Source organism: Sorangium sp. So ce1335, from assembly GCF_051521615.1.
GTDB lineage: Bacteria > Myxococcota_A > Polyangia > Polyangiales > Polyangiaceae > Sorangium.
In genome coordinates this window covers 7,215,095-7,236,141 of the sequence record NZ_CP150363.1, presented here as the reverse complement: position 1 = coordinate 7,236,141, position 21,047 = coordinate 7,215,095, and the positions used below count along the sequence as shown (strand labels likewise).

General features: G+C 70.9%; 15 protein-coding genes. 10 read left to right on the top strand and 5 right to left on the bottom strand.

The annotated features are described in order from the left end of the window. Positions 1–68 precede the first annotated feature (68 nt). Together WMF24_RS26700 and WMF24_RS26695 are read right to left on the bottom strand one after the other, a co-directional pair. Complete coding sequence (locus WMF24_RS26700; RefSeq protein WP_437730212.1) at positions 69–707, bottom strand: NADPH-dependent F420 reductase; 639 nt, start codon at positions 705–707, stop codon at positions 69–71. Positions 708–736: 29 nt separating this feature from the next. After that, positions 737–1,591: an inositol monophosphatase family protein gene (locus tag WMF24_RS26695; protein ID WP_437730211.1), complete on the bottom strand. Its 855-nt coding sequence runs from the start codon at positions 1,589–1,591 to the stop codon at positions 737–739. A 114-nt stretch (positions 1,592–1,705) separates the two neighbouring features. Between WMF24_RS26695 and WMF24_RS26690 the strand changes: the two genes are divergently transcribed. Both WMF24_RS26690 and WMF24_RS26685 read left to right on the top strand, forming a co-directional pair. Continuing rightward, a complete protein-coding gene (locus WMF24_RS26690; RefSeq protein ID WP_437730210.1) occupies positions 1,706–2,653 on the top strand; it encodes a LysR family transcriptional regulator in 948 nt (315 codons plus the stop codon). Positions 2,654–2,820: 167 nt separating this feature from the next. Further along, positions 2,821–3,441: a glutathione S-transferase family protein gene (locus tag WMF24_RS26685; RefSeq protein WP_437738858.1), complete on the top strand. Its 621-nt coding sequence runs from the start codon at positions 2,821–2,823 to the stop codon at positions 3,439–3,441. On the opposite strand, the gene WMF24_RS26680 is transcribed toward WMF24_RS26685, so the two are convergent. Further along, a complete protein-coding gene (locus WMF24_RS26680) occupies positions 3,431–4,327 on the bottom strand; it encodes an NAD-dependent epimerase/dehydratase family protein (RefSeq protein WP_437730209.1) in 897 nt (298 codons plus the stop codon). The two genes, WMF24_RS26685 and WMF24_RS26680, sit on opposite strands and share 11 nt — an antisense overlap. A 92-nt stretch (positions 4,328–4,419) precedes the next feature. Here WMF24_RS26680 and WMF24_RS26675 point away from each other — a divergent pair, with 92 nt between their 5' ends. Then, positions 4,420–5,352, top strand: coding sequence for an AraC family transcriptional regulator (locus WMF24_RS26675; RefSeq protein ID WP_437730208.1), 933 nt, complete (start codon positions 4,420–4,422; stop codon positions 5,350–5,352). 44 nt (positions 5,353–5,396) lie between these two features. Here WMF24_RS26675 and WMF24_RS26670 read toward each other — a convergent pair whose 3' ends face one another. Continuing rightward, positions 5,397–9,017, bottom strand: coding sequence for a hypothetical protein (locus WMF24_RS26670; protein WP_437730207.1), 3,621 nt, complete (start codon positions 9,015–9,017; stop codon positions 5,397–5,399). A gap of 239 nt (positions 9,018–9,256) precedes the next feature. Continuing rightward, positions 9,257–10,144 (bottom strand): LysR family transcriptional regulator, encoded by an 888-nt coding sequence (locus WMF24_RS26665; protein WP_437730206.1) that lies wholly within the window; start codon positions 10,142–10,144, stop codon positions 9,257–9,259. 66 nt (positions 10,145–10,210) lie between these two features. On the opposite strand from WMF24_RS26665, the gene WMF24_RS26660 reads away from it, so the two are divergent. The 7 genes from WMF24_RS26660 (at position 10,211) to WMF24_RS26630 (ending at position 21,024) form a co-directional block, all read left to right on the top strand. Then, on the top strand, positions 10,211–11,014 hold the full coding sequence (locus WMF24_RS26660; RefSeq protein ID WP_437730205.1) for an SDR family NAD(P)-dependent oxidoreductase: 804 nt from the start codon (positions 10,211–10,213) through the stop codon (positions 11,012–11,014). Between the two features lie 337 nt (positions 11,015–11,351). Then, positions 11,352–12,710 carry a glucuronyl esterase domain-containing protein gene (locus tag WMF24_RS26655; RefSeq protein ID WP_437730204.1) on the top strand — a complete coding sequence of 453 codons (1,359 nt, stop codon included), beginning with the start codon at positions 11,352–11,354 and terminating at the stop codon, positions 12,708–12,710. Positions 12,711–13,447: 737 nt separating this feature from the next. Then, positions 13,448–15,286, top strand: coding sequence for a glucuronyl esterase domain-containing protein (locus WMF24_RS26650; protein ID WP_437730203.1), 1,839 nt, complete (start codon positions 13,448–13,450; stop codon positions 15,284–15,286). Positions 15,287–15,364: 78 nt separating this feature from the next. Beyond that, positions 15,365–16,786, top strand: coding sequence for an IS701 family transposase (locus tag WMF24_RS26645; protein ID WP_437729999.1), 1,422 nt, complete (start codon positions 15,365–15,367; stop codon positions 16,784–16,786). 416 nt (positions 16,787–17,202) lie between these two features. Further along, positions 17,203–17,400: a hypothetical protein gene (locus WMF24_RS26640; RefSeq protein WP_437730202.1), complete on the top strand. Its 198-nt coding sequence runs from the start codon at positions 17,203–17,205 to the stop codon at positions 17,398–17,400. Between the two features lie 388 nt (positions 17,401–17,788). Further along, a complete protein-coding gene (locus tag WMF24_RS26635) occupies positions 17,789–18,859 on the top strand; it encodes a sialate O-acetylesterase (protein ID WP_437730201.1) in 1,071 nt (356 codons plus the stop codon). Between the two features lie 908 nt (positions 18,860–19,767). Further along, positions 19,768–21,024 carry an aldose epimerase family protein gene (locus WMF24_RS26630; RefSeq protein ID WP_437730200.1) on the top strand — a complete coding sequence of 419 codons (1,257 nt, stop codon included), beginning with the start codon at positions 19,768–19,770 and terminating at the stop codon, positions 21,022–21,024. Positions 21,025–21,047: the final 23 nt, after the last annotated feature.

Genomic DNA, 21,047 nt, shown 5'->3' with positions numbered 1-21,047 from the left:
GTTCTGACGTCCGGGGATCCGGGGCGCCTTCTCCCTCCCTGCCGGACCCCGGGGCCGCCGGTGGTTTCTTACCGGGCGATCGTGAAGGCGAACGGCGCGAGCCCTCGTTTTCGCACCACGGCGGTGACGAGCAAGGCGACCGCCTCGGGCCCGCGGGCGGTCGCGAGCTCGCCGAGATCTTCGATGTAGCCCTCCGGCCACCCCAGATCGCCGAGCAGCCGCCGGACGACCGCCTTCGCGTTCTCGTCGTCGCCGGAGAGGAACGCGGTCGGGGGGACGCGAAGGCTCGTGGGATCCGCCATGACGGTGAACAGCATCGTGTTCAGCGTCTTGACCACGGCCGTCTCCGGCAGCGCCGCCTGCAGGCGCTCGGCGACGCTGCCGCTCGCGTAGAGCAGGCCGCTGGGCAGGCCGTCCTGACCGCGCAGCGTCGCATTGGACACGTCGATCAATACCTTTCCTTTCAGCTCCTCCCGGAGGGCGCCGAGCCGCTCGACGCTCGTGTCTCCGGGCGTGGCGTTGACGACGATCGCGGAGCGGCGCGCGGCCTCCGCGCAATCCCTGAGCGCGACGCGCGCCCCGGCCCACGCCGCCGCGGCTCGCGCCGGGTCTCTGGTGCCGATCGTGATGGCGTGACCGGCGCCCGCGAGCTTGCCGGCAAGGGCCCTTGCGACCCGGCCCGAGCCGAGAATTCCGATGTCGTGCATGACGCGCTCCATGGTTCAGGATCCTCTCTTCATCGAATGGTGGACAGGACGTCGACCGCGCCGGCGTGGAGCTGCGGCGCTGCAGCCAGGAAGTCCTCGCTGGCGAGGGTCCAGCGGCTCCCGCGTGTGTCCGTGACCGCGCCCCCGGCCTCCGCGACGAGCAGCGCGCCCGCGAGGAGCCCGGAGCGGATCTGGCTGTACTGCCAGAAGACGTCCATCCGGCCGGCCGCGACCTGGAGGAGCTGGAGGGTGGCCGGGACCGAGACGCGCAGGACGAGCGCGCTGCCGAGCATCGCGCTGACGGACTGACCAATCCGCCGGTACGTCTCCGTGTCTTCGTCCGGCGCGGCCTGCCCGGTGCCGACGAACGCGGCGTCGAGCGCCGCCTTCGTCGACGCCCGGAGCCTCTTGCTTCCCTGGTAGGCGCCGGCGCCCTTCCGGGCGGTGTACGTGTCGCCGCTCAGGGGCAGGTGCACCGCGGTCAGGACAGGCTCGTTGTCGCGGACGAGGGTCGCCGTGACGCACCAGTCCGTCAGCCCGTGAACGTGGTTGATGTTCCCCTCCACCGCGTCGGTGACCCACCACTCCCCTGGCGGGAGAGGCCCGCGCGCGATCTCGTCCTCGACCCACCCGGCGCCCGGGCGAGCGCGCGAGAGCGGCTCGCGGAGCGCTTCGAGGGAGACCGCATCGTTGTCGGCGAGCGCGGTGAAGATCTCCTCCCGGCTCCCGAGGCGCGGCTCGGCCGAGAAGCGACGGACGAGCCGCTCGCCCGCCGCGGTGAGCGCCGCGACGACGGTGGGCAGCAGGGACTCGTCGTCGGCGCAGGCGGCGCTCCGGTCCCGCCCCGTGGCGTGGTGGGTCTCTGGCTCGGCAAATATCGACATGATTCCTCCTGAGGCGAGAGGCCTGCGCGTGCCCGCGCGCCATCGCTCGGAGCAAGTGAACCCTGGACATCGTATGACGTCCAATGCATAGTTGCTATGCAAAGGATTACCTGAATGCATGTGGATCTGAACCTGTTGACGGCCCTGGACGCGCTGCTCGAGGAGCGGAGCGTCAGCGCCGCCGCGGCCCGACTGCACCTCTCCCAGCCCGCGATGAGCCGGACGCTGGGCCGCATCCGGGACGCCACGGGGGACCCGATCCTCGTGCGCGCCGGCCGGACGATGACGCCGACGCCGCGCGCGCTGGCCTTGCGGCAGGAGGTGCACGCGATCGTCCAGCGGGCGCGCGCGGTGCTCACGCCCGAGCGGGAGCTCGACCTCGGGCGGCTCGATCGCACCTTCGCGGTCCGCTGTCACGACGCGCTCACGACGGCGATCGGCGCGCGGCTCCTGCGCGCGGTGCAGGAGCAGGCGCCGCTCGTGAAGATCCGGCTCCTGGCCGAGCCTGCCGCGGATACCGATGATCTGCGCCACGGGCGCGTGGATCTCGAGATCGGCTCGACGGAGCCGGCCATCCCCGAGATCCGCGGGGAGCTGATCGGCCAGGATCGCGTCGTCGTCGCGGTCCGTCGGGGCCACCCGCTCGCGCAGGGCCGGCTCACCGCCAGGCGCTATGCCCAGGCGCTCCACGTCATCGTGTCCCGCCGCGGGCGCCTGCGCGATCCGGTCGATGACGCGCTCGATTCCCTGGGGCTGCGGCGGCGCGTCGTCGCGGCAGCGCCCACGACGGCGGCTGCCATGCACCTCGTTCACGAGAGCGATCTCGTCGTCGCGCTGCCGGCGCGGGTCTGTGGTCCGGTCCTGCGGACGCTGGGCCTCGGCGCGCTTCCGCTGCCGCTCGAGGTGCCGGCGCTGCGGATCGTCCAGCTCTGGCACAGGCGCCACGAGACCGACAAGGCGCACGCGTGGCTGCGCGGGCTCACGCGCGAGATCCTTCAGGCCGTCGTCCCGGACGATCGCCGTCCAGCGCGGGCTCGCCTCGAGGGCGGGGCGAGGCGCTGACGGGCAGGCGTCGCCCTCGTCACGCGCGCGGGCCCGCTGCGCGCGCGGCGCCACGCGCCGAAGGAGGCCGCTTGATCTCCGCGGGTCGCCCGGGGACCATCCGCCGCAGCGACCCCGGGCGGGCGCCGGGAGAGCCGGCGCGCGGCGCGGGCGCGAGGGAGAGCCAGATGATCGACCTGTACACGTGGACCACGCCGAACGGCTACAAGCCCGTCGTCCTCCTCGAGGAGCTCGGGCTTCCCTATGCCATCAAGCCCATCGACATCGGGTCTGGCGCGCAGCACCAGCCCGATTACCTGCGCATCAACCCGAACGGGAAGATCCCCGCGATGGTGGATCACGACCACCCGAAGGGGCCGGTCACCGTCTTCGAGTCGGGGGCGATCCTCATCTACCTCGCCGAGAAGACGGGCAAGCTGCTGCCCGCGAGCGAGCCGGGCCGATCGCGCGTCATCGAGTGGCTGATGTTCCAGATGGGCGCAGTGGGGCCGATGCTCGGGCAGCTCGGCCATTTCCGGAACGCCGCGCCCGAGAAGATCCCCTACGCCATCGAGCGCTACCAGAAGGAGCAGGACCGCATCTACAAGGTGCTCGACGGGCGCCTCGCCGAGTCCGAGCACCTCGCCGACGAGTACTCGATCGCGGACATCGCGACCTTCCCGTGGATCTCGATGGCCGCGCGCATGGGGATCGCGCTGGATCCTTATCCGAACCTCGCGCGCTGGGAGCAGGCGATCAAGGCGAGGCCGGCGGTCACGCGGGCGTTCGAGGCCAAGATCAAGCCCTGAGGGCGCGGTGGCCCGTATAGCCCTGGGCGGGGTTGCGCAGGGCGCCGCAGATCCCGCCGAGCGCCTCTCCGGCGCTCGGCGACCAGCCCATGGCGCGCAGCTTGGTCGCGTCGAGGGCCGCGTCGACGGCGAGGAATTCGGCCATGAGCCCGAGGGCGCTCCGGGCCTCCGCGAGGCTCCACGAGCGCACCGGCACCCCGGCGGCATCGCCGACCGCCGAGAAGAGGGCCGCCATGGGCTCGGGCGACGCCTCGGCGGCGTGGAAGACGCCGGTCGCCTCCGACTCCAGCAGCATCGCGTAGGCCAGCGCCAGATCCTGCACGTGGACGGTGGACCAGCGGTTCTGGCCCTCGTCGATATAACGCGCCACCCCCGCGGCGCGCGCGCCCTTCACCAGGGTTGCCACCGGGCCTGCGCCGTCGCCGTAGACCATGGGCGGCCGCACGACCACGCCACGGATGCCCGCCGCGTCGAGCACGCGCGACTCGGCAGCCGCCAGCCACTCGAGCGGTCCACCGGGGCTCGCCGTGTCGTCCTCCGGCACGGGCACCCGGGAGGAGCGCGCCCGCGGCGCTCCGGTGGTCGTCACGAAGGCTCCGCCGCGCATGGCCGAGAGCATCGCGGTCACCGCCGCCGCGTCCGTGGCCGCGCGATCCTCTCCCGTGGTCGCCGCGGCGTGCACCACGCCGTCGCCGGCCGCCGCCGCGCGCGCGAGCACGTCGAGCTCGTAGAGACTGCCGCGGACCGGAGCCGCTCCGCAGGCGCGCACCTTCGCTTCAGACGCGTCGCTGCGGGCGAGACCGCGCACGCGGTGCCCGCGGGCCACGAGGGCGCGAGCGACCGCCGAGCCGATATAGCCACTCGCGCCGGTGATGAAAACATCCATGTCTGTCTCCTTGTCAGTCGGTGCGTGGATCGTGGCGGACGCCCGGCGGGCTCACCATGTGATAGCGTCCATCTCCCCTTTGTGATCGTCCAATGCCCGATGTCCTCACCGCGCTGCTCCGCCACGTGCGCATCGAGACCAGCCTCTTCGGCCGCATCGAGCTCGGTGCCCCCTGGGGGGCCCGCGTCGGCCGGCGAGAGGCTGTCCTGCTCCACCACCTCGTCGAGGGCGAGATGTGGTTGGAGCTCGACGGCCGAGAGATCCGTGTAAGCCGGGGCGACCTGCTGCTGCTGCCGCACGGTATCCCCCATTGCCTCCGACACCGGCCGGGGGCTCCGGTCTCCGATGAGGAGCGCTGGATGGAGCCTCCTCGGCCGGGCGCGCAGGCGGTGCGGCGTCGACTCGGCGGCGACGGCTCGAAGACGGTGGTGCTCTGCGCTGCCATGAGCCTCGCCGGCGCCGGAGGGGCGCTGCTCCTGCGCGCGCTGCCCTCGGTGGTGCTCGTCGGCGGCGGTGCCGGTGAGCCGGTGCCAGGTCTCGGCCGGCTCCTGGACGGCATCCGCGACGAGGTGCGCGGCGGGCGACCGGGCGCGCCGGTCATGGCCGCTCGATTTGCGGAGCTGCTCCTGCTGCAGGCGATCCGCGCGGAGCTCGAGCGCCCCGCGCCGCCTGGCTCCTTTCGTGCTGCCCTCGGCGACGAGCGCGTCGCCCGGGCGCTGGACGCGCTCTACAAGGCCCCGGAGCGCGCGTGGACCGTGGCGACCCTCGCGCGGGAGGCCGGCATGAGCCGCTCGGGCTTCGCTCACGCCTTCCGTGAGCAGGTGGGAGAGAGCCCGCTCCGGCACCTGACCCGCTGGCGTATGGAGCTGGCGAAGGAGAAGCTGAGAGACCGTCCCGAGCTCGCCCTCGCCGAGGTGGCGTCGTCGGTGGGTTACCGCGACGAGGCCGCCTTCAACGTGGCGTTTCGCCGCGAGGTCGGCGTCCCCCCGGGCGCCTACCGTGCCGGGGGCGAACCGCGGCCCTGAGCCGCGCGACGCCCGGGGGCGACGCGCCGCCTGAGCGAGGGGGGTCAGCGTCGGAAGGCGGGCGAGCGCGCGTCGCGCGCGCTCCCGGCGCCGCGGCGTCGCGCGACGAGGGCGAGGCCGAACAGGGAGACGGCGAGCCCGAGATGCCCGGACGGGTTGGCGCCGCCGCGGAAGCTGCATTGCGTGTCGCCGCTGTCGGCGTTCCCGTCAAAGGCGCCGCTGGTGGTAGAGACGCTGGAGGTGCCCGTGCCGGTGCCGGGCTCCGCGCCACCGGTGCTGCTCGTGCCGGGTTCCGCGCCACCGGTGCTGCTCGTGCCGGCGTCCGCGCCACCGGTGCCGCCCGTGCCCGACGTCGCGCCACCGGTGCTGCTCGTGCCGGGTTCTGCGCCACCGCCGCCACCGGCGCCGGGCGCCGCGCCACCGGTGCCGCCCGTGCCGGGGTCCGCGCCACCGGCGCCGCCTGCGCCGGCCTCCGCGCCACCGCTGCCGCTGGTGCCCGGCGTCGCGCCACCGCTGCCGCTGGTGCCGGGGTCCGCGCCACCGCTGCCGCTGGTGCCGGGGTCCGCGCCACCGCTGCCGCTGGTGCCGGGGTCCGCGCCGCCGCTGCCGCCCGCGCCGGGGTCCGCGCCACCGCTGCCGCCCGCGCCGGGCGCCGCGCCGCCGCTGCCGCCGGCGCCCGCCTCGGCGCCACCGCCGCCGCCTGCGCCGGTCCCGGACGAGGGCTCCGGGGTGATCAGGTGGAACGCGATGCGCCGCATGTACCCGCCGATGCCGGACCTTTCGCAGGTCAGGAGGAGCCGGCCGTCCCCGCTGCTGGCCAGCCCCGTCGCTGTGCATTCTTCATCGAGGAGCAGCGCCTCCGCGCCCAGCGTCCCGTCGGGCGCCACGGCGCGGATACGGGGCCTGCGCGTCTCCGCCTCTTGCCACACCACCTGGTAGGCCGCGCCGTCCCAGGCCACGACCGCACCGCCCGCGCTCGTCGGCGCGATATCGAACGCCTCGCCCCGCCAGCCGCCGTCGCCGTAGATGCGACCGCTGATCTGCCCACCGGCGCTCGTGGCCGCCGTCATGACCACGAGCGTGTCCGAGCCGTCCGTCGCCCCGTAGACGGACACCGGTGGGGCCGACGGCAAGACGCTCTCCCCCACCTCTCCCGTGCGGCTCACGGGCACGAGACGCACGCCCGCGTCCATGTTCCTGTAGACCACCAGGTAGTCCTGCCCGGCGGGGAGCGGGTACGCGTACAACGGCGACTCGGTAGCGGTCGAGATCGGGAACGCCGGGCCAGCGCTCCCCGAAGCGTCGAGCAGGCGGCCCCACGCGGTGCGCGGGAAGGGGTCCTCCGCGCCCCTCTCGACGTACGTCACCAGATAACCGTCGCCGTTGCTCCCGATCGACGGCCCTGACGTCATGTAGCCCGACGGGATAGCCACCCTCTCCCCGGGCGCGCCGTCGCTCGCGATGGGACGCAGATACGGCACGTCGAGCAGCTCGCTCCAGGCGAGCACGGAGCTGCCCTTGCCGTTCGAGTCCAGCTCGAACGAGACGGCGCGGCTCTGGAGATCGATCCCGACCGGGTCGAGGACCTCGCCCGCGGCGCTCACGCGCACCGCGCGCACGAACACCTGCGCCCGGTTCCAGTCCATGTCCCGCTCGTCGCTCCAGGCCACGAGGTAGCTCTCGCCGGTCCAGACCACGGCCGCGTTCCACGTCCTGTTCGGCATGGGGCTGAGCACGATCCGGCCCGCGGCGAGCGTGAGATCCGGGCGGATCAGGCTGCCCTCGATGCCCTGACCGCGGAACGCGAGGAGGAAGTGCGACCCGTTCCACACGAGCGAGCTCCGGTTCGGATCCAGGACCGAGCGCGGCGCCCCGTCCGCGAGCCGGACGTCCTCGGTCCCCTGCACGACGCCGTCGACCGAGACGCTCGCCCCGAACATCGAGCGGCGGTCCCGCGCGTCGGCCCAGGCCACGAGGTAGCTCGTGCCGTCGAAGGCCGCGGTGGGGGCCTGCGTGCCCGGGCTCGACCGGGAGATGGGGAAGTCGCGCGCGGCGATCGTGCCGTCCGCGCTCAGCACCGCGCCCCGGATCGCGCTCGGCCAGTCGTCCCGGACCCACGTCACGAGGAAGCTCGCCCCGCTGGACGCGAGCGCGGGCAGCCGCGCGTTGACCGGGCCCTCCGAGATCGGGATGCCGCCGACGTCGAGCACCGTCCCGTCGCCGGCCACGCGCGCGGCGCGGACGGCGCGCTCGCTGCCGTTCGCGTCGTCCCAGGCCACGACGGACACGCCCCCTCCGGAGGTGACCACCGGGCGCGACGCCTCGCCGCTCGTGGAGACGGCGCGCTCGGCGCCGGGAACGACGCCGCCGCTCGGGTCGACGAGCGTCACGCGGACGTCATCGACGCCGTCGGCGGTCATGCCGAGCCATGAGACGACGAAGCGCTCGCCGTTCCACTCGACCGAGGGGAAGAACTGGGCCGCGCCGGACGACGCGATCGCGAAGCTCGCCGACCCTTCGAGCGTGCCGTCGGCCCGCATCATGCGGCCGTGGATGGTGTACCCGTCGCCGTCATTGCGGCACCACGTGAAGAGGTAACGGCCGTCGCCGTAGGCCACGCTGGGCTGGATCTGCCCGACGCCGTCCTCGCCGAGATCCAGCCAGTCGAGGTCGCGCACGTTCCCGCTCGCGTCGACGCGGACCGCGCGGATGCGCGACAGGTACTCGAAGGCGACGACGTAGCCTGCCCCGTCGGTGGCGATCTCCGGATCGACGCCGACGTCCATCTGGACGGGCACGGGCGGCTCCGGTTCGATCGCGGGGCCCACCTCCGGATCGAGCAGCGCCGGATAGCCGCTCTCCTCGACGACGGAGGCGGGGACGCGCAGCTCGATGTGGCCGTCCGCCCAGCGGGCCGGCACCGGCACGCGGCGGCCCGACGCATCGATCCACGTGCCGTGGCCGTACACGAACCGCTGCCCGGGCGCCGCGCCGAGGACGAGGCCGCGCGCGTCGCTCGCGACGCTCGCGAGCGAGGGCGCGCCTCCTTCGGCGCCGAGCCGGGCGCTCACGCGCACGACGAGATCGCCGCTCCCGCCGGGGCGCGCGGGGAACCGGAACGCCTGCTCGGCGTTCGCCTCATGGTTCTTCCACAGCTCGCTGCACGTCTCGAACGCGCGCTCCGCGCCGCCGTCGTCGGCGATGCGCACGCGGCCCTCGCCGTCCACGCACTCGTAGCCGGCGCGCGCGATCGACAGCGTCGTCAGCGTGAGCGCGACCCCCGGCGGGCGCTGGCCGGACGCCCCGTCGAGGAGGGCCTCGCCGAGCGCGCGGCGGCGCGCCTCGAGCTCGGCGGCGGAGCGCGCCTCGACGAGCGCCTGGATGTGCCGATCTCGCCGCTCGCGCGCGGCCGTCGCCGAGGGCCGCGCGCGGATCCGCGCCGCGCCGCCCTCGAGGTCGATCCGGTGCGCGGCGCCCTCGGCGGAGAGCCCCTGCGGCGTGGCGCGAAAGCGCGCCCGCGCCCTGCTCACGATCTGCCCGATCTCGATCGGCGCCGCGCCCGGCCGCGGCGGGCTCTCCGCAGGACGCTCGGCCGGGCCATCCCCGACCGCCTGCGGGCCGGGGGCGCTGCACGCCGAGGCGCACCCCGCCAGCAACAACAACAACGCTCGACTGGAAGACGACGTCACGAAGCACCTCCCGGCGGCCATGGCAGCGGACGCGCCATTCGCCGCGCTCTGGATAAGACGCCGGGACGGTAACAGCGCGCGTCCTCGCATGTCGACCGCGAGACACGATGAAACCATGCGATGTCCCCGGCGTCGCGACCGGGCCCGACCGCGGCGTCGGCGACATCCAATTGATGCTGCGTGGTTGACAGGAGGCAGGCTCGCGGCGAGGCGCGCTAGCGGAGCGCGTCGCGCGCCGCCCGGTCGAGCGCGTCGAGCACCAGGCGCACGCGCGGCACGTTCCGCAGCTCCCGATGGTAGGCGAGGAAGATGGGAACGGACGGCAGCTCCGCGTCGACCTCGATCCGCACGAGCCCCGCCGTCGAGCGCACCGTGGGCTCGGACATCAGCGCGATGCCCTGCCCCTGGAGCGCCGCCTCGAGGAGCGCGAAGTGCGAGTTCGACCGCAGGACGAAGCGCCTCGCCCCGTGGGCCTCGAGCCACGTCATCTTCGTCCCTTGCCCCGGCATCCCTTCGTAACCGACGAAATCGTGGCGCTCGAAATCGGCCGTCTTCAGCCGCCCGGCCCGGAGCCTCCGCTCGACGTAGCTCGGCGCGGCGTAGAGCCCGAGCGGGACCCGCCCGAGCGCGCGATGGACGACCGCGGGCGACGACGATTTGCTCCCGCGCACCGCGATGTCCGCCTCGCGCCGCGCGACGTCGACGAGCCGCGCCTCCGAGAGGATCTCCAGCAAGAGCCCCGGATACAGCCGCCGGAGATCGCAGAGGAGCTTCGTCGTGGGCTGAATGATGGTATCGGCCAGCGACACGCGCACCGTCCCGGAGAACGCCTCCTCCCCCTCGTCGCGGCGGATGGCGCGCAGCCTGCTCTCGATCTGCTCGGCCAGCGCCACGAGATCGAGCGCGTCGGGCTCGACGGACGTCCCCCCGTTGCTCCGGTGCACGAGCGGCCGCCCGAGCGCCGCCTCCAGCGCGTCGATGCGCCGCGCGGCGGTGGAGGTCGAGATCCCGAGCGCCTTGCCCGCGGCGAGGAGGCTGCGATGGCGGTGCAGCGCGAGGAGCACGCGGAGATCGTCCCAGAGCGGAGAACCTGCGTTTTCCATTCCTGGAAAACGGGTTACCACCGATGCCCGTTGTCGACAAGCGAGCCGCAACCCATGATCAAAGGCATGAGTACTTTCGATTTCACGGGCAAGACGGTGCTGGTCACGGGCGCCTCCATGGGTATCGGCGAGGCGTTCGCCCGCGAGCTGTCGCGGCGCGGGGCCACGCTCATCCTCACCGCGCGCAGCGAGGCGAAGCTCGCCGCGCTCGCCTCCGAGCTGGGCAAGGCGCACGTCATCGCCGCAGATCTCGCCGCCCCGGGCGCCGCGCAGCGCCTCTTCGACGCCGTCGCCGCGGAGGGGCTCGCGGTGGACGTCCTCATCAACAACGCCGGTTTCGGCGTCCACGGCGCCTTCGGCGATCTCTCCCTGGCGACGCAGCGCGAGCAGGTCCAGCTCAACGTCGGCGCGCTCGTCGAGCTCACGCACCTCTTCATGCCCATGATCGAGCGGCGCCGCGGGGGCGTCATCCAGGTGGCGTCGACGGGGGCCTTCGTGCCGATTCCGTACTTCGCCGTCTACGCGGCGACGAAGGCGTTCGTCCTCTCCTTCAGCGAGGCGCTCTGGGCCGAGTACCGCCCGCGCGGCGTGCGCGTCCTCGCCCTGTGCCCTGGCGCGACGGAGACAGCGTTCTTCCAGCGCTCGGGCGACGTCCCGATGGCCGACAGGCGGGCGCGGCCCGAAGACGTGGTGCGCGTCGGGCTCGCGGCCTTCGCGGCAGGCCGCGCGTCGGTCGTCCACGGCGCCGTCAACGGCATCATGGCGTTTGTCCCCCGCCTCCTCGGTCGGGAGTTCGGCGTGAAGTTGATGGCGCGCTTCGGCAAGCCGAAGGCGCCTTCGCTCTCCAGCGCCGCCGGTCGCGCGGTGTGATCTCACGCACACGAGACCCATGCTCCGCGCGATGGGCGTGCGGTGGGTGGAGGTGCTCGCAAGGCACCTCAGCAGACAAATCCATTCCCCTCCTCGTCGCGTCGCACCTCTTGCGGTGGTGCGCGAAGTGTTTTACAAGCCTGTAATCCGTACCGGGCTCGGCACCAGCCATCGTGAGCGTCGCGGCCTGTTGCCGCGAGAGACGTGATCGAGGCGGCATTCCACGGAGCGTGGACACGCGGTCGCGCTGCGATCCGGTGTTCCCGACGGCGGAACACGCGTCTCGACCGGCTCGAGCGTGACGGCGCCGGGCCCTGTAGACCCAGGGAGGCCCGCCATGTCCTTATCGCACATCAAGCTGCTCACCGGAACCGCCTTGCTCCCGCTGCTCATCGCGTGCGGATCAGGCACCGACGATCCGTCGGGCGGAGGCGACGGAGGCTCGGACGGCGCCACGACGTCTGCAGGCCAGGGCACCGCGAGCGGCTCAGGCGCGGGAGGGACGGGCGCCGGCGGACCGGGCGGCGCCGGGCCCGTCGAGGACAGCGGCGCTGGCTGCCCCAGGCCGACGCTGCCCGACGCGTCGTCTCTCCCGGCGTACGAGGCGCACCATGATCCATTCCTCATGTTGAGCGGCTCGCGCATCACGAAGAAGTCGGAGTGGGCGTGCCGGCGCGCGGAGATCAAGGCGCAGGTCGAGGAGTACGAGTCCGGGCCGAAGCCCGCGGTGTCGAGGGACAATGTCACGGCCGAGTTCTCGGGGAAGAAGCTGACGGTCAACGTCAGCGAGGGAGGGAAGAGCGTCTCCTTCTCCATCGACATCGAGCGGCCCGCCGGGGCGCCTTCGGGGCCGATTCCGCTCCTCATCAGCTTCTATGGCTTCGGCGCCATGACCCTCGACGCGAGCGTGTTCAGCCAGAACGGCGTCGCGACGGCCGTCTACAACAACAACAACATGGGCGCCCAGAGCGGGGGCGGCTCCCGCGGGACGGGCATCTTCTACGATCTCTATGGCAAGGATCACCCGGCCAGCTCGATGATCGCGTGGGCGTGGGGCATCAGCCGGATCATCGACGCGCTGGAGAAGACCCCGGGGGCCAACATCGACCCGCGGCGCGTCGCCGTGACGGGGTGCTCGCGGGACGGCAAGGGCGCGCTCACGGCGGGCGCGTTCGACGAGCGCATCGCGCTGACGATCCCGCAGGAGTCGGGCGCCGGGGGCTCGGCGAGCTGGCGTGTCTCGCAGGCGGCCTCCAGCGCCGGGGAGAACGTGCAGACCCTCTCCCACGCGGCCGGCGAGCAGCCGTGGTTCCGCGCGAGCTTCGGCTCGAGCTTCGGCAGCCGGGTGAGCAACCTGCCGTTCGATCATCACATGGTGATGGGCCTCGTCGCGCCGCGCGCGCTGCTCGTCCTCGACAACAGGATCGACTGGCTCGGCATCGACAGCACCTTCACGGCGGGCTCGATCGCCCACGCCATCTGGGAGGGGCTCGGCGCGCCCGACACGATGGGTTACTCGCAGCTCGGCGGCCACCAGCACTGCCAGTTCCCCGCCGCGCAGAGGGGCATCCTCGAGGCGTACGTGAAGAAGTTCCTCGTCGGTGGCGGCACCGACGATACGAGCGTCCTCGAGGGCGACGGGGCGCGGGCCGACCTGGCCCGGTGGATGACGTGGACACCGCCGGCGCTCGAGTGACGCGAGCGAGCGCTCCCGGCGAGGGGGGCCGCCCGGCCCCCGTCGAGCCGATCCGGCCGCCGATCCCGCCGGCGCGGCGCCGCGCCGCGCCGCGCGAGGGCGGCGAGCTCTGGCGTGAAGGGCTCCCGGTCCCCGTCTGACCCGATCGCCGGATCATCGCTGTTTTCCCGGGACAGTGAACGAGCTGAACGAGCTGAACGCGGCGCCGTCTCCAGAGCCCGCGCGAACAACGTGGCTGTACATTGATGTGGGCCACGGCCGCTGCACGGCGAAACAGCCTGCGATAAATAAAAGAGTGTTGACTTTGTGCTCACGTCTGTATGAATGTTCCAATACCGCCTTGGCCATCTGGACGGTCCTCGGCCGTGTGCAGCGGTCGGTCGCCGGATGCTCAGGGCCCGACTCCGGGTGGACTCCGGGGGGGACGATTGCCGGGATAGCTTGCTTCTTGCGGCCGTGCGCTCGCGTTGCGCTTTCTTCTTCTTCTGATTCCGCTGATCCAGCCGATGCCCGGCCCACCACGCGGGGTGTTCACAGGTGAGTGTCTCTCTGACAGGCATCATGGTTGCCAGGCATGTAGTCGGCACAGGCCTGCGGGTAGTCGTGATCAAGAGCCCGCTGGCCGGGAATTGGGAGCCTCAACAACGGAGCGGAAGAGCTCGCAGGCGTCTCGCTGGTTCACAACTTCATCGTGAGCGAAGCCCGCGGCCCGACCGGTCCGATCATGGAGAACCTGGATGCGCATCACTCGCTTGCTTGGCTACATTTCCACTTCATTCACCTGCGGTCTGCTGGCGTGCAGCGCTGAGCCCATCGAGGGCGAGGATCTCGACGCGCTGGACTCCGCCGTGGAGAGCGCGGACCGCTCGATGGCGGCCGATATCAAGGTCACGTCGGACTGGGGAAACGGCTACTGCGCGGACGTGACCGTGACGAACAAGAGCCGCTCGCCGAGGACCACCGGCTGGAGCGTTGTCGTCGCGCTCAATGGCTCGTCGAAGAGCCAGGCGTGGAACGTGAGCCTCGCGGAGGGGAACGGGCAGTTCACCGCCTCGAACGTGGCCCACAATGGATCGCTGGAGCCGCCGCCCCCGGGGCAGTCCCCGGGTGAGGGCAACTCGACGAAGTGGGGGTTCTGCGGGACCGGCTCCGGGCGGCCGTCGATCGTATCGGTCACCGGCAGCGGCGGCACGGTCGGCAGCACGAGCGCTTCCTCGTCGTCGAGCAGCAGCTCCAGCTCATCGAGCAGCAGCTCGATCTCGTCGAGCAGCAGCTCGGGGACGGGCGGCGGCGGCGGCGCGGGCGGCGCGGGCGGCAGCGGCGGCGCGGGCGGCAGCGGCGGCGCGGGCGGCTCCGGCGGCGCGGGCGGCTCCGGCGGCGCGGGTGGCTCCGGCGGCGGCGGCGGGTCGGGCGGCTCCGGCCCCGTCGAGGACAGCGGCGCGAGCTGCCCCAGGCCGAGCTTGCCGGCCGCGTCGGCGCTCCCGGCCTTCGAGACCCATCACGACCCGTTCCTGAACGCGAGCGGCTCGCGCATCACGAAGAAATCGGACTGGGCGTGCCGACGCGCGGAGATCAAGGCGCAGGTCGAGCAGTACGAGTCCGGCCCGAAGCCGGCGGTGTCCAAGGACAAGGTGACGGGCTCGTTCTCCGGGAACAGGCTGACGGTCGGCGTCAACGATGCAGGAAAGAGCGTCTCTTTCTCCATCGACATCAGCCGGCCTGCTGGGGCGCCTGCGGGCGCCATCCCGCTCGTCATCGGCATCGGCGGCAACAACCTGGACACCAGCGTGTTCACCCGGAACGGCGTCGCGACAGCCAACTTCGACAACAACGGGATGGGCGCCCAGAGCGGGGCCGGCTCGCGTGGGACGGGCAAGTTCTACGACCTCTACGGCAGGACGCACGCGGCGAGCTCGATGGTCGCGTGGGCGTGGGGCATCAGCCGGATCATCGACGCGCTGGAGAAGACCCCGGGGGCCAACATCGACCCGAAGCGCATCGCCGTGACGGGCTGCTCGCGCAACGGCAAGGGCGCGCTGATGGCGGGCGCGTTCGACGAGCGCATCGCGCTGACGATCCCGCAGGAGTCGGGCGCCGGGGGCTCGGCGAGCTGGCGCGTCTCGCAGGCGGGGAGGAACGCCGGGGAGAACGTGCAGACCCTGTCGAGCGCGGCCGGCGAGCAGCCGTGGTTCCGCCAGGACTTCGGCTCGAACTTCGGCAGCCGGGTGACCAACCTGCCGTTCGATCATCACATGGTGATGGGCCTCGTCGCGCCGCGCGCGCTGCTCGTCCTCGACAACAAGATCGACTGGCTCGGCATCGACAGCACGTTCACGGCCGGCTCGATCGCCCACGCGATCTGGGAGGGGCTCGGCGTGCCCGACAGGATGGGTTACTGGCAGCTCGGCGGCCACCAGCACTGCCAGTTCCCCTCGCAGCAGCGGGCGATCCTCGAGGCGTACGTGAAGAAGTTCCTCGTCGGAGGCGGCACCGACGACACCAACGTGCTCCGGAGCGACGGGGCGCGGGCCGACCTGGCCCGTTGGATGAAGTGGACGGCGCCGCGGCTGGAGTAGCCGTCCCCGGCGAGAGGCCGCCTGCCTAGTACTACAGCCGCACCTCGACATCGATCCGGTTGGACCCAGGATCCGCCTATGGATCCGGGGGCAAGCGAGCTGCCAGCAGCGGCCGCGTGGGACGCGCTGGCAGCAGATTTTGAGGCATTTCACGCGCGATTCGCGGGGCTGTTCGCGCGCAGCGAGCCGCGCGAGCAGGCGATCAAGTACGTGCGCTCGCTGATGGGGCCGGCGGCGAGGCGGAACGGTTGGCAGCTGGCCGAGGCCATCGGGGATCCGACGCCCGATCGCGTGCAGCGGCTGCTGTACAGTGCGGACTGGAGCGCGGATGCGGCGCGCGATCTCCTGATGGACTTCACGATCGAGCAGTTCGGCGATCCGCAGGGCATCGGCGTGCTAGACGAAACGGGCTTCCTCAAGAAAGGCACAAAGTCCGTCGGCGTGGCGCGGCAATACAGTGGGACGGCAGGCAAGATCGAGAACTGCCAGATCGGTGTGTTCCTCAGCTACAACGGCCCACGTGGACATGTGATCCTTGATCGTCGTCTTTACTTGCCGGAATCGTGGTGCAGCGATCCGGAGCGGAGGCAGGACGCTCACGTTCCGGAGGATGTCGCGTTCCGGACTAAGCCGCAGCTGGCGATGCAGATGCTGCATGGCGCCTGGCAGCGAGGTGTACCGATGGCGTGGGTCGCCGGCGATGAAGTCTACGGGGGCGACCGCGTGCTTCGCGACGGCATCGCCGCGCAGGGCCATCGGTATGTTCTCGCGGTCGTCTCGAGCACGCCGGTGTGGCCCGAGCGACCCGAGGTCGCGGAGCCCCCAACCGAACGAGAGCACCCTCGTGGTCCGCTCCGCACGCGCACTCGTCTTGCACCGGGCGCGCCGCACGCCACCACCGTGGCCAAGGTGGTGGCCCAGTGGTCGCCGAAGCAATGGCATCGCCTCGCCATCCATCAAGGCGAGAAGGGACCCATCGAGTACGACTGGGCCTGCGCGCGCGTCGTCGACAGCCGTCGGCGCTTGCCGGCCGACGACGTCTGGCTACTGGCCCGCCGTTCTGTTTCGAAGCCGTCGGACGTGGGCTACTACCTGTCCAACGCCGGAGCCGACACGCCGCTGACAACGCTCGCGCACGTGGCCTCCACGCGCTACACGATCGAGCAGTGCTTCGAGGAGGCGAAGGATGACGTGGGCCTCGACCACTACGAGGTCCGCTCGTGGCCGAGCTGGCATCGGTACATCACCCTCGGGATGATGGCCCTGGCGTGGTTGGCCTTCGTGCGCGCGAAGCTTCCCGCGGAGGGCGCCTTCCCGTACGCCCCGGCGATGAACCCCGAGCTCGTGCCCAAAGCGACGCGCCCGGGATCGAGGAAGAACGTCAAGCCCATGCAGAAGACGGCGCTTGACACGTCGGGGAAAAAAAGCCTGCCGCGCCCGAAGAAACCGACGGTCCGCCGACGCTGGCGCCCTGGAGCATTCCCGAAGTCCGCCGCCTGATGGAGCTGGTACTTCCGCTGCCCGCCCATTCGCCCGAGTTCCGCTGGGCGTGGTCGAGGTGGCGACGCCGAAAACGCGCCCAGGCTCGCGCCTGTTGCTACCGGCGCCGCCGCCATCGGCCGCTTGCCCGCGCCCGGGCTCCCTAACCGCGGCTGTAGTACTAGAACAACGATCACGTTGAGCGAGCGAGAAATGAGCCGCCAAGACGCCAAGGACGCCAAGAAGAAGACAATGTCTTGGCGTCTTTGGCGTCTTGGCGGTTCCAAGTTCTGCTCGTTTCAGGCGGGTTCAACCCGTTTGTTGCTCTTGCGCCTTTGGGTTGAAATCTCTCTCCGGATCCCTGGTTCGACCCCTCGTGCGCGGAACCCGCGCGTGCGCGCGGTCCTGGGCTTGCTCACTCCTTCGCTGCTCGCTCGATGAACGCCTTCAACGTCCGAGCATCGAGGGAGACCGATTTCGTGTGCAGCTTGTCCGACGTCTCGCAGATGGCTGATGTCTTGGTAGACGTCAAGAATTCGATGATCGCCTCGCGGCCGGCCATCCATATCTTGGTTCCCATCGTCATGGCCGCCTACGCCGCGAAGAGCGCGTCGTCCGGCGGCTCAAGCACGTAGAGCGACGCGCCGAGCTCGACACGGTGGGCGACTCGTCCGACGCACGGAACCAGGGACTCCGAGCGGCTGGCCAGCTCCGCGACGCAGCGCGGCTGCCTCGTGATGCGTCCCCGGCGTTGCCCGCGCGGCGCGTCCATTTCAAATTCCTGCGGTCCAGTATCAGCAAACCGCTTCGCTTCAAAAGGATCGGTCGGCGCTTGAGGCGCAGGGAGAACGAACGCTGCTGATGGTGGAATTTTTTGGCGTCACGGTCTTCTCCTCGTGTTGTCCTGGAGCCGAATCCTGGATACCAGGCTCCCAGGATGCGATAGACTGGGCCCCGGCGCTTGGCTCTTTGCGGGCGAGGTCCGCCGCACCGGCATCGCGACGCCGGCCCACTGATTCCGCCATGCTCTTCAAGATCGCGCCCCGGCGCGACGAGGTAACGACCATGACCGAGATGAACCGCACCATCCGAGGCACACCCAGAATCCTGCTCCTCCCGCTCCTCTGCATCATCGCTGCGTCCGGTTGTGGCGAGTCCGATTCGCCCGGCGCGACCGGTGCGAGCGACAACACCGGAGGGGCCGGCGCGGGGACCGGAGGCGCCACGGCGAGCAGCACGAGCGCTGGAACCGGAGGCGGCACGACAGGCAGCACGAGCGCGGGGACCGGAGACGCCGCGACGGGCAGCACGAGCGCTGGAACCGGAGGTGACGCCACGGGAGGGACCGCATCGGCGAGCAGCGGGTCAGGCACCGGCGGCGCGCCGAGCTCAAGTCCGACGTTTCACATCTTCATGCTCATGGGCCAGTCGAACATGGCTGGTGTCGCAGACAAACAGGACAGTGACCAGAATTCTGACCAGCGGCTCAAGGTCCTCGGCGGGTGCAACCAGCCGGCCGGACAGTGGAACCTGGCCAATCCGCCGCTCAGCGATTGCCCTGGTGAAAAGGGATGGAACCTGTCGACCGCCGTCGACCCGGGCATCTGGTTCGGCAAGACCCTGCTCGGAAAGCTGCCCGAGGGGGACACGATCGGGCTGGTCGCTACCGCGGAGAGCGGTGAGTCGATCAACACGTTCATCACCGGTGGCTCACATCACCAGATGATCATGAACAAGATCGCCAAGGCGAAGACGGCCGAGAACGCGCGCTTCGCGGGCATCATCTTCCACCAGGGTGAATCCGACAGCGGCCAGGCCTCATGGCCCGGCAAGGTCGTTCAGCTCTATAACGAGGTGAAGGCGGCCTGGGGGGTCGACTACGACGTCCCCTTCATTCTCGGAGAGCTCCCCGCGGGCGGGTGCTGCAGCGGTCATAACAACCTCGTGCACCAGGCGGCCGACATGTTGCCGATGGGGTACTGGGTCACTCAGCAGGGGACCAAGGTCATGGATCAGTACCACTTCGATCATGCGTCCGTTGTTCTCATGGGCCAGCGTTATGGTGAGACGATGATCGAAGCTCTGGGGTGGTAACAAGGCGGCTCGCGGCGGGGGGCCGCGCACCGAGGCCGCTCGAATCCCCAGGATTCGAGCGGCCTTTGTTATCGCCGGCCGTGGAGATCGCGGGCTGAGGACTCCTCATTCGTCCGCGGTGTCCGCGAAGGAGTGAACCACGTGGTCGGCTGCCGAGCTGCGCCGCTCGTACTGCCGTCTCGCTCTCGCTGTCGTGGTCGTTCACGCCGCGCTCCGGGCGCCGCGCTCCCGCTGGATGCATCGTGGCGCCCGACGCGAGGACGATCTCGTTCGATCTTCACGTCGACGCTGCACGAACCCCGCACGGCTCGAGCGCCGACGTCGCGCTAGCACCCCTTCAGCGAGCTTGCCTCGGAGGGCCACGTTCACTCCAGGGCTTGCGAGGGGTCCCTCCGGCGTGTATTGTGAACGTTCACATGGCCGCATTGATCCGGTTTCACGCCAGGAGCGACACGTCGCCGGGCGACGAGCCCGTCGCCTCCGGCGCTCGTTGACCCCCTGACTCGGCGCGGCCGCCGCCCGTACCCCCGGCGCCGCCCGACCCGGCGCCTTCGCTCGTCGAGGAGCACCGCGTTTTCGGGATGGGGACGGAACGCACGTGTTGGATCCGTGATCGCTTCGCGGCCAGATCACCTGCGCGGGGAACGGGGATACAGCGTCACCTTTCGAGGAGGGAGGTGGATTGCGTCAGGTTTCCAATGTCAAATGACGCGTCCGGCGTGGTCGTCCGTTGGGACGGACGCCACGAGGAGCTCGGATCTCGGATCGCGTTTGGATGATCTGGCGCCTCGGGCTTTCGCCAGTCGAGCGGACCGGCCATGTGCGAACACTATCCGATGGCCCAGATCGAGGAGATGGTGGGTCGCGTCTCACCTTTGTGACGACGCAATCCTCGTGGAGGGAGCAGCATGGCGACGATTCGTGGAATTCCTTGGTCAGCGTTGACAATGGCGGCGTGGATCGCGGGCGCGTGCGGCGGCCCGCAGACCGTCGGCGCGCCCCCTGCAGCAGAACCGCCGCCACCGGCGGCGGGGGCCCCCGCGACGGACGCCGCTCGAGCGGCCCCCGCGGCCAGCCCCGAACCGGCTGGTGGTGAAGCAGCGAACGCGAAGCCCGCGCCCATCTCCAAGGCGCCGTTCGGCAACGCCGATGGCAAGGAGGTCGTCCTCTACACGCTCACGAGCGCGAGCGGCATGGTCGCCAAGGTGATGACCTACGGCGCGGCGCTCACCGAGCTTCACGTCCCCGACAAGGCAGGAAAGCTCGGGGATGTCGTCCTCGGCCACGACAACCTCGACGGGTACTTGAAGAACAACCCGTATCTCGGGTCGACCGTCGGCCGCGTCGCCAATCGCATAAAGAACGCGCAGTTCCAGATCGAGGGCAAGACCTACAAGCTCGCCGCGAACAACGGCGCCCACGCCTTGCACGGCGGCAAGAAGGGCTGGGACAAGGTCGTCTGGGACGCGCAGGCGATGGAGACGCCGGACGGCCCGTCCGTCAAGCTCACGTACGTGTCAAAGGACGGGGAAGAGGGATATCCCGGCACCGTCACGGCGATCACGACCTACACGCTCACCAGCAAGAACGAGGTCAAGATCGAGATGTCGGCCACGACCGACAAGACAACGATCGTCAACATGGCCCACCACTCCTACTGGAACCTGGGTGGGCACGACTCGGGCCCCGTCACGGAGCACGAGCTGACGCTGCACGCCGACAGCTACACCCCGCCGGACGCCACCCTCGTGCCCTCGGGCCAGGTCAAGCCGGTGAAGGGGACGCCGTTCGATTTCACCACGGCCAGGTCGATCGGCAAGGACCTGAAGGCCGCGGGCGGCGAGCCGGTCGGCTACGATCACAACTTCGTCGTCAGCGGCGACCCGCACAGGCTCCGTGAGGTGGCTCGCGCGAAGGATCCGAAGACCGGTCGCGTGCTGACGGTCGAGGCCGATCAACCTGGAGTCCAGTTCTACACCGGTAACTTCCTCGACGGGTCGATCAAAGGCAAGGGCGGCGCCGTCTACAACCAGTACAGCGGCTTCTGCCTCGAGCCGCAGAGGTTCCCGAACTCGATCAACGTCCCGGCCTGGAGGGACGAGGTCCTCCTCAGGCCCGGCCAGCGTTACGCGCAAATGGTCGTGTTCCGGTTCACGACCGAGTAGACGATGGTCACGATGCCGTCGGC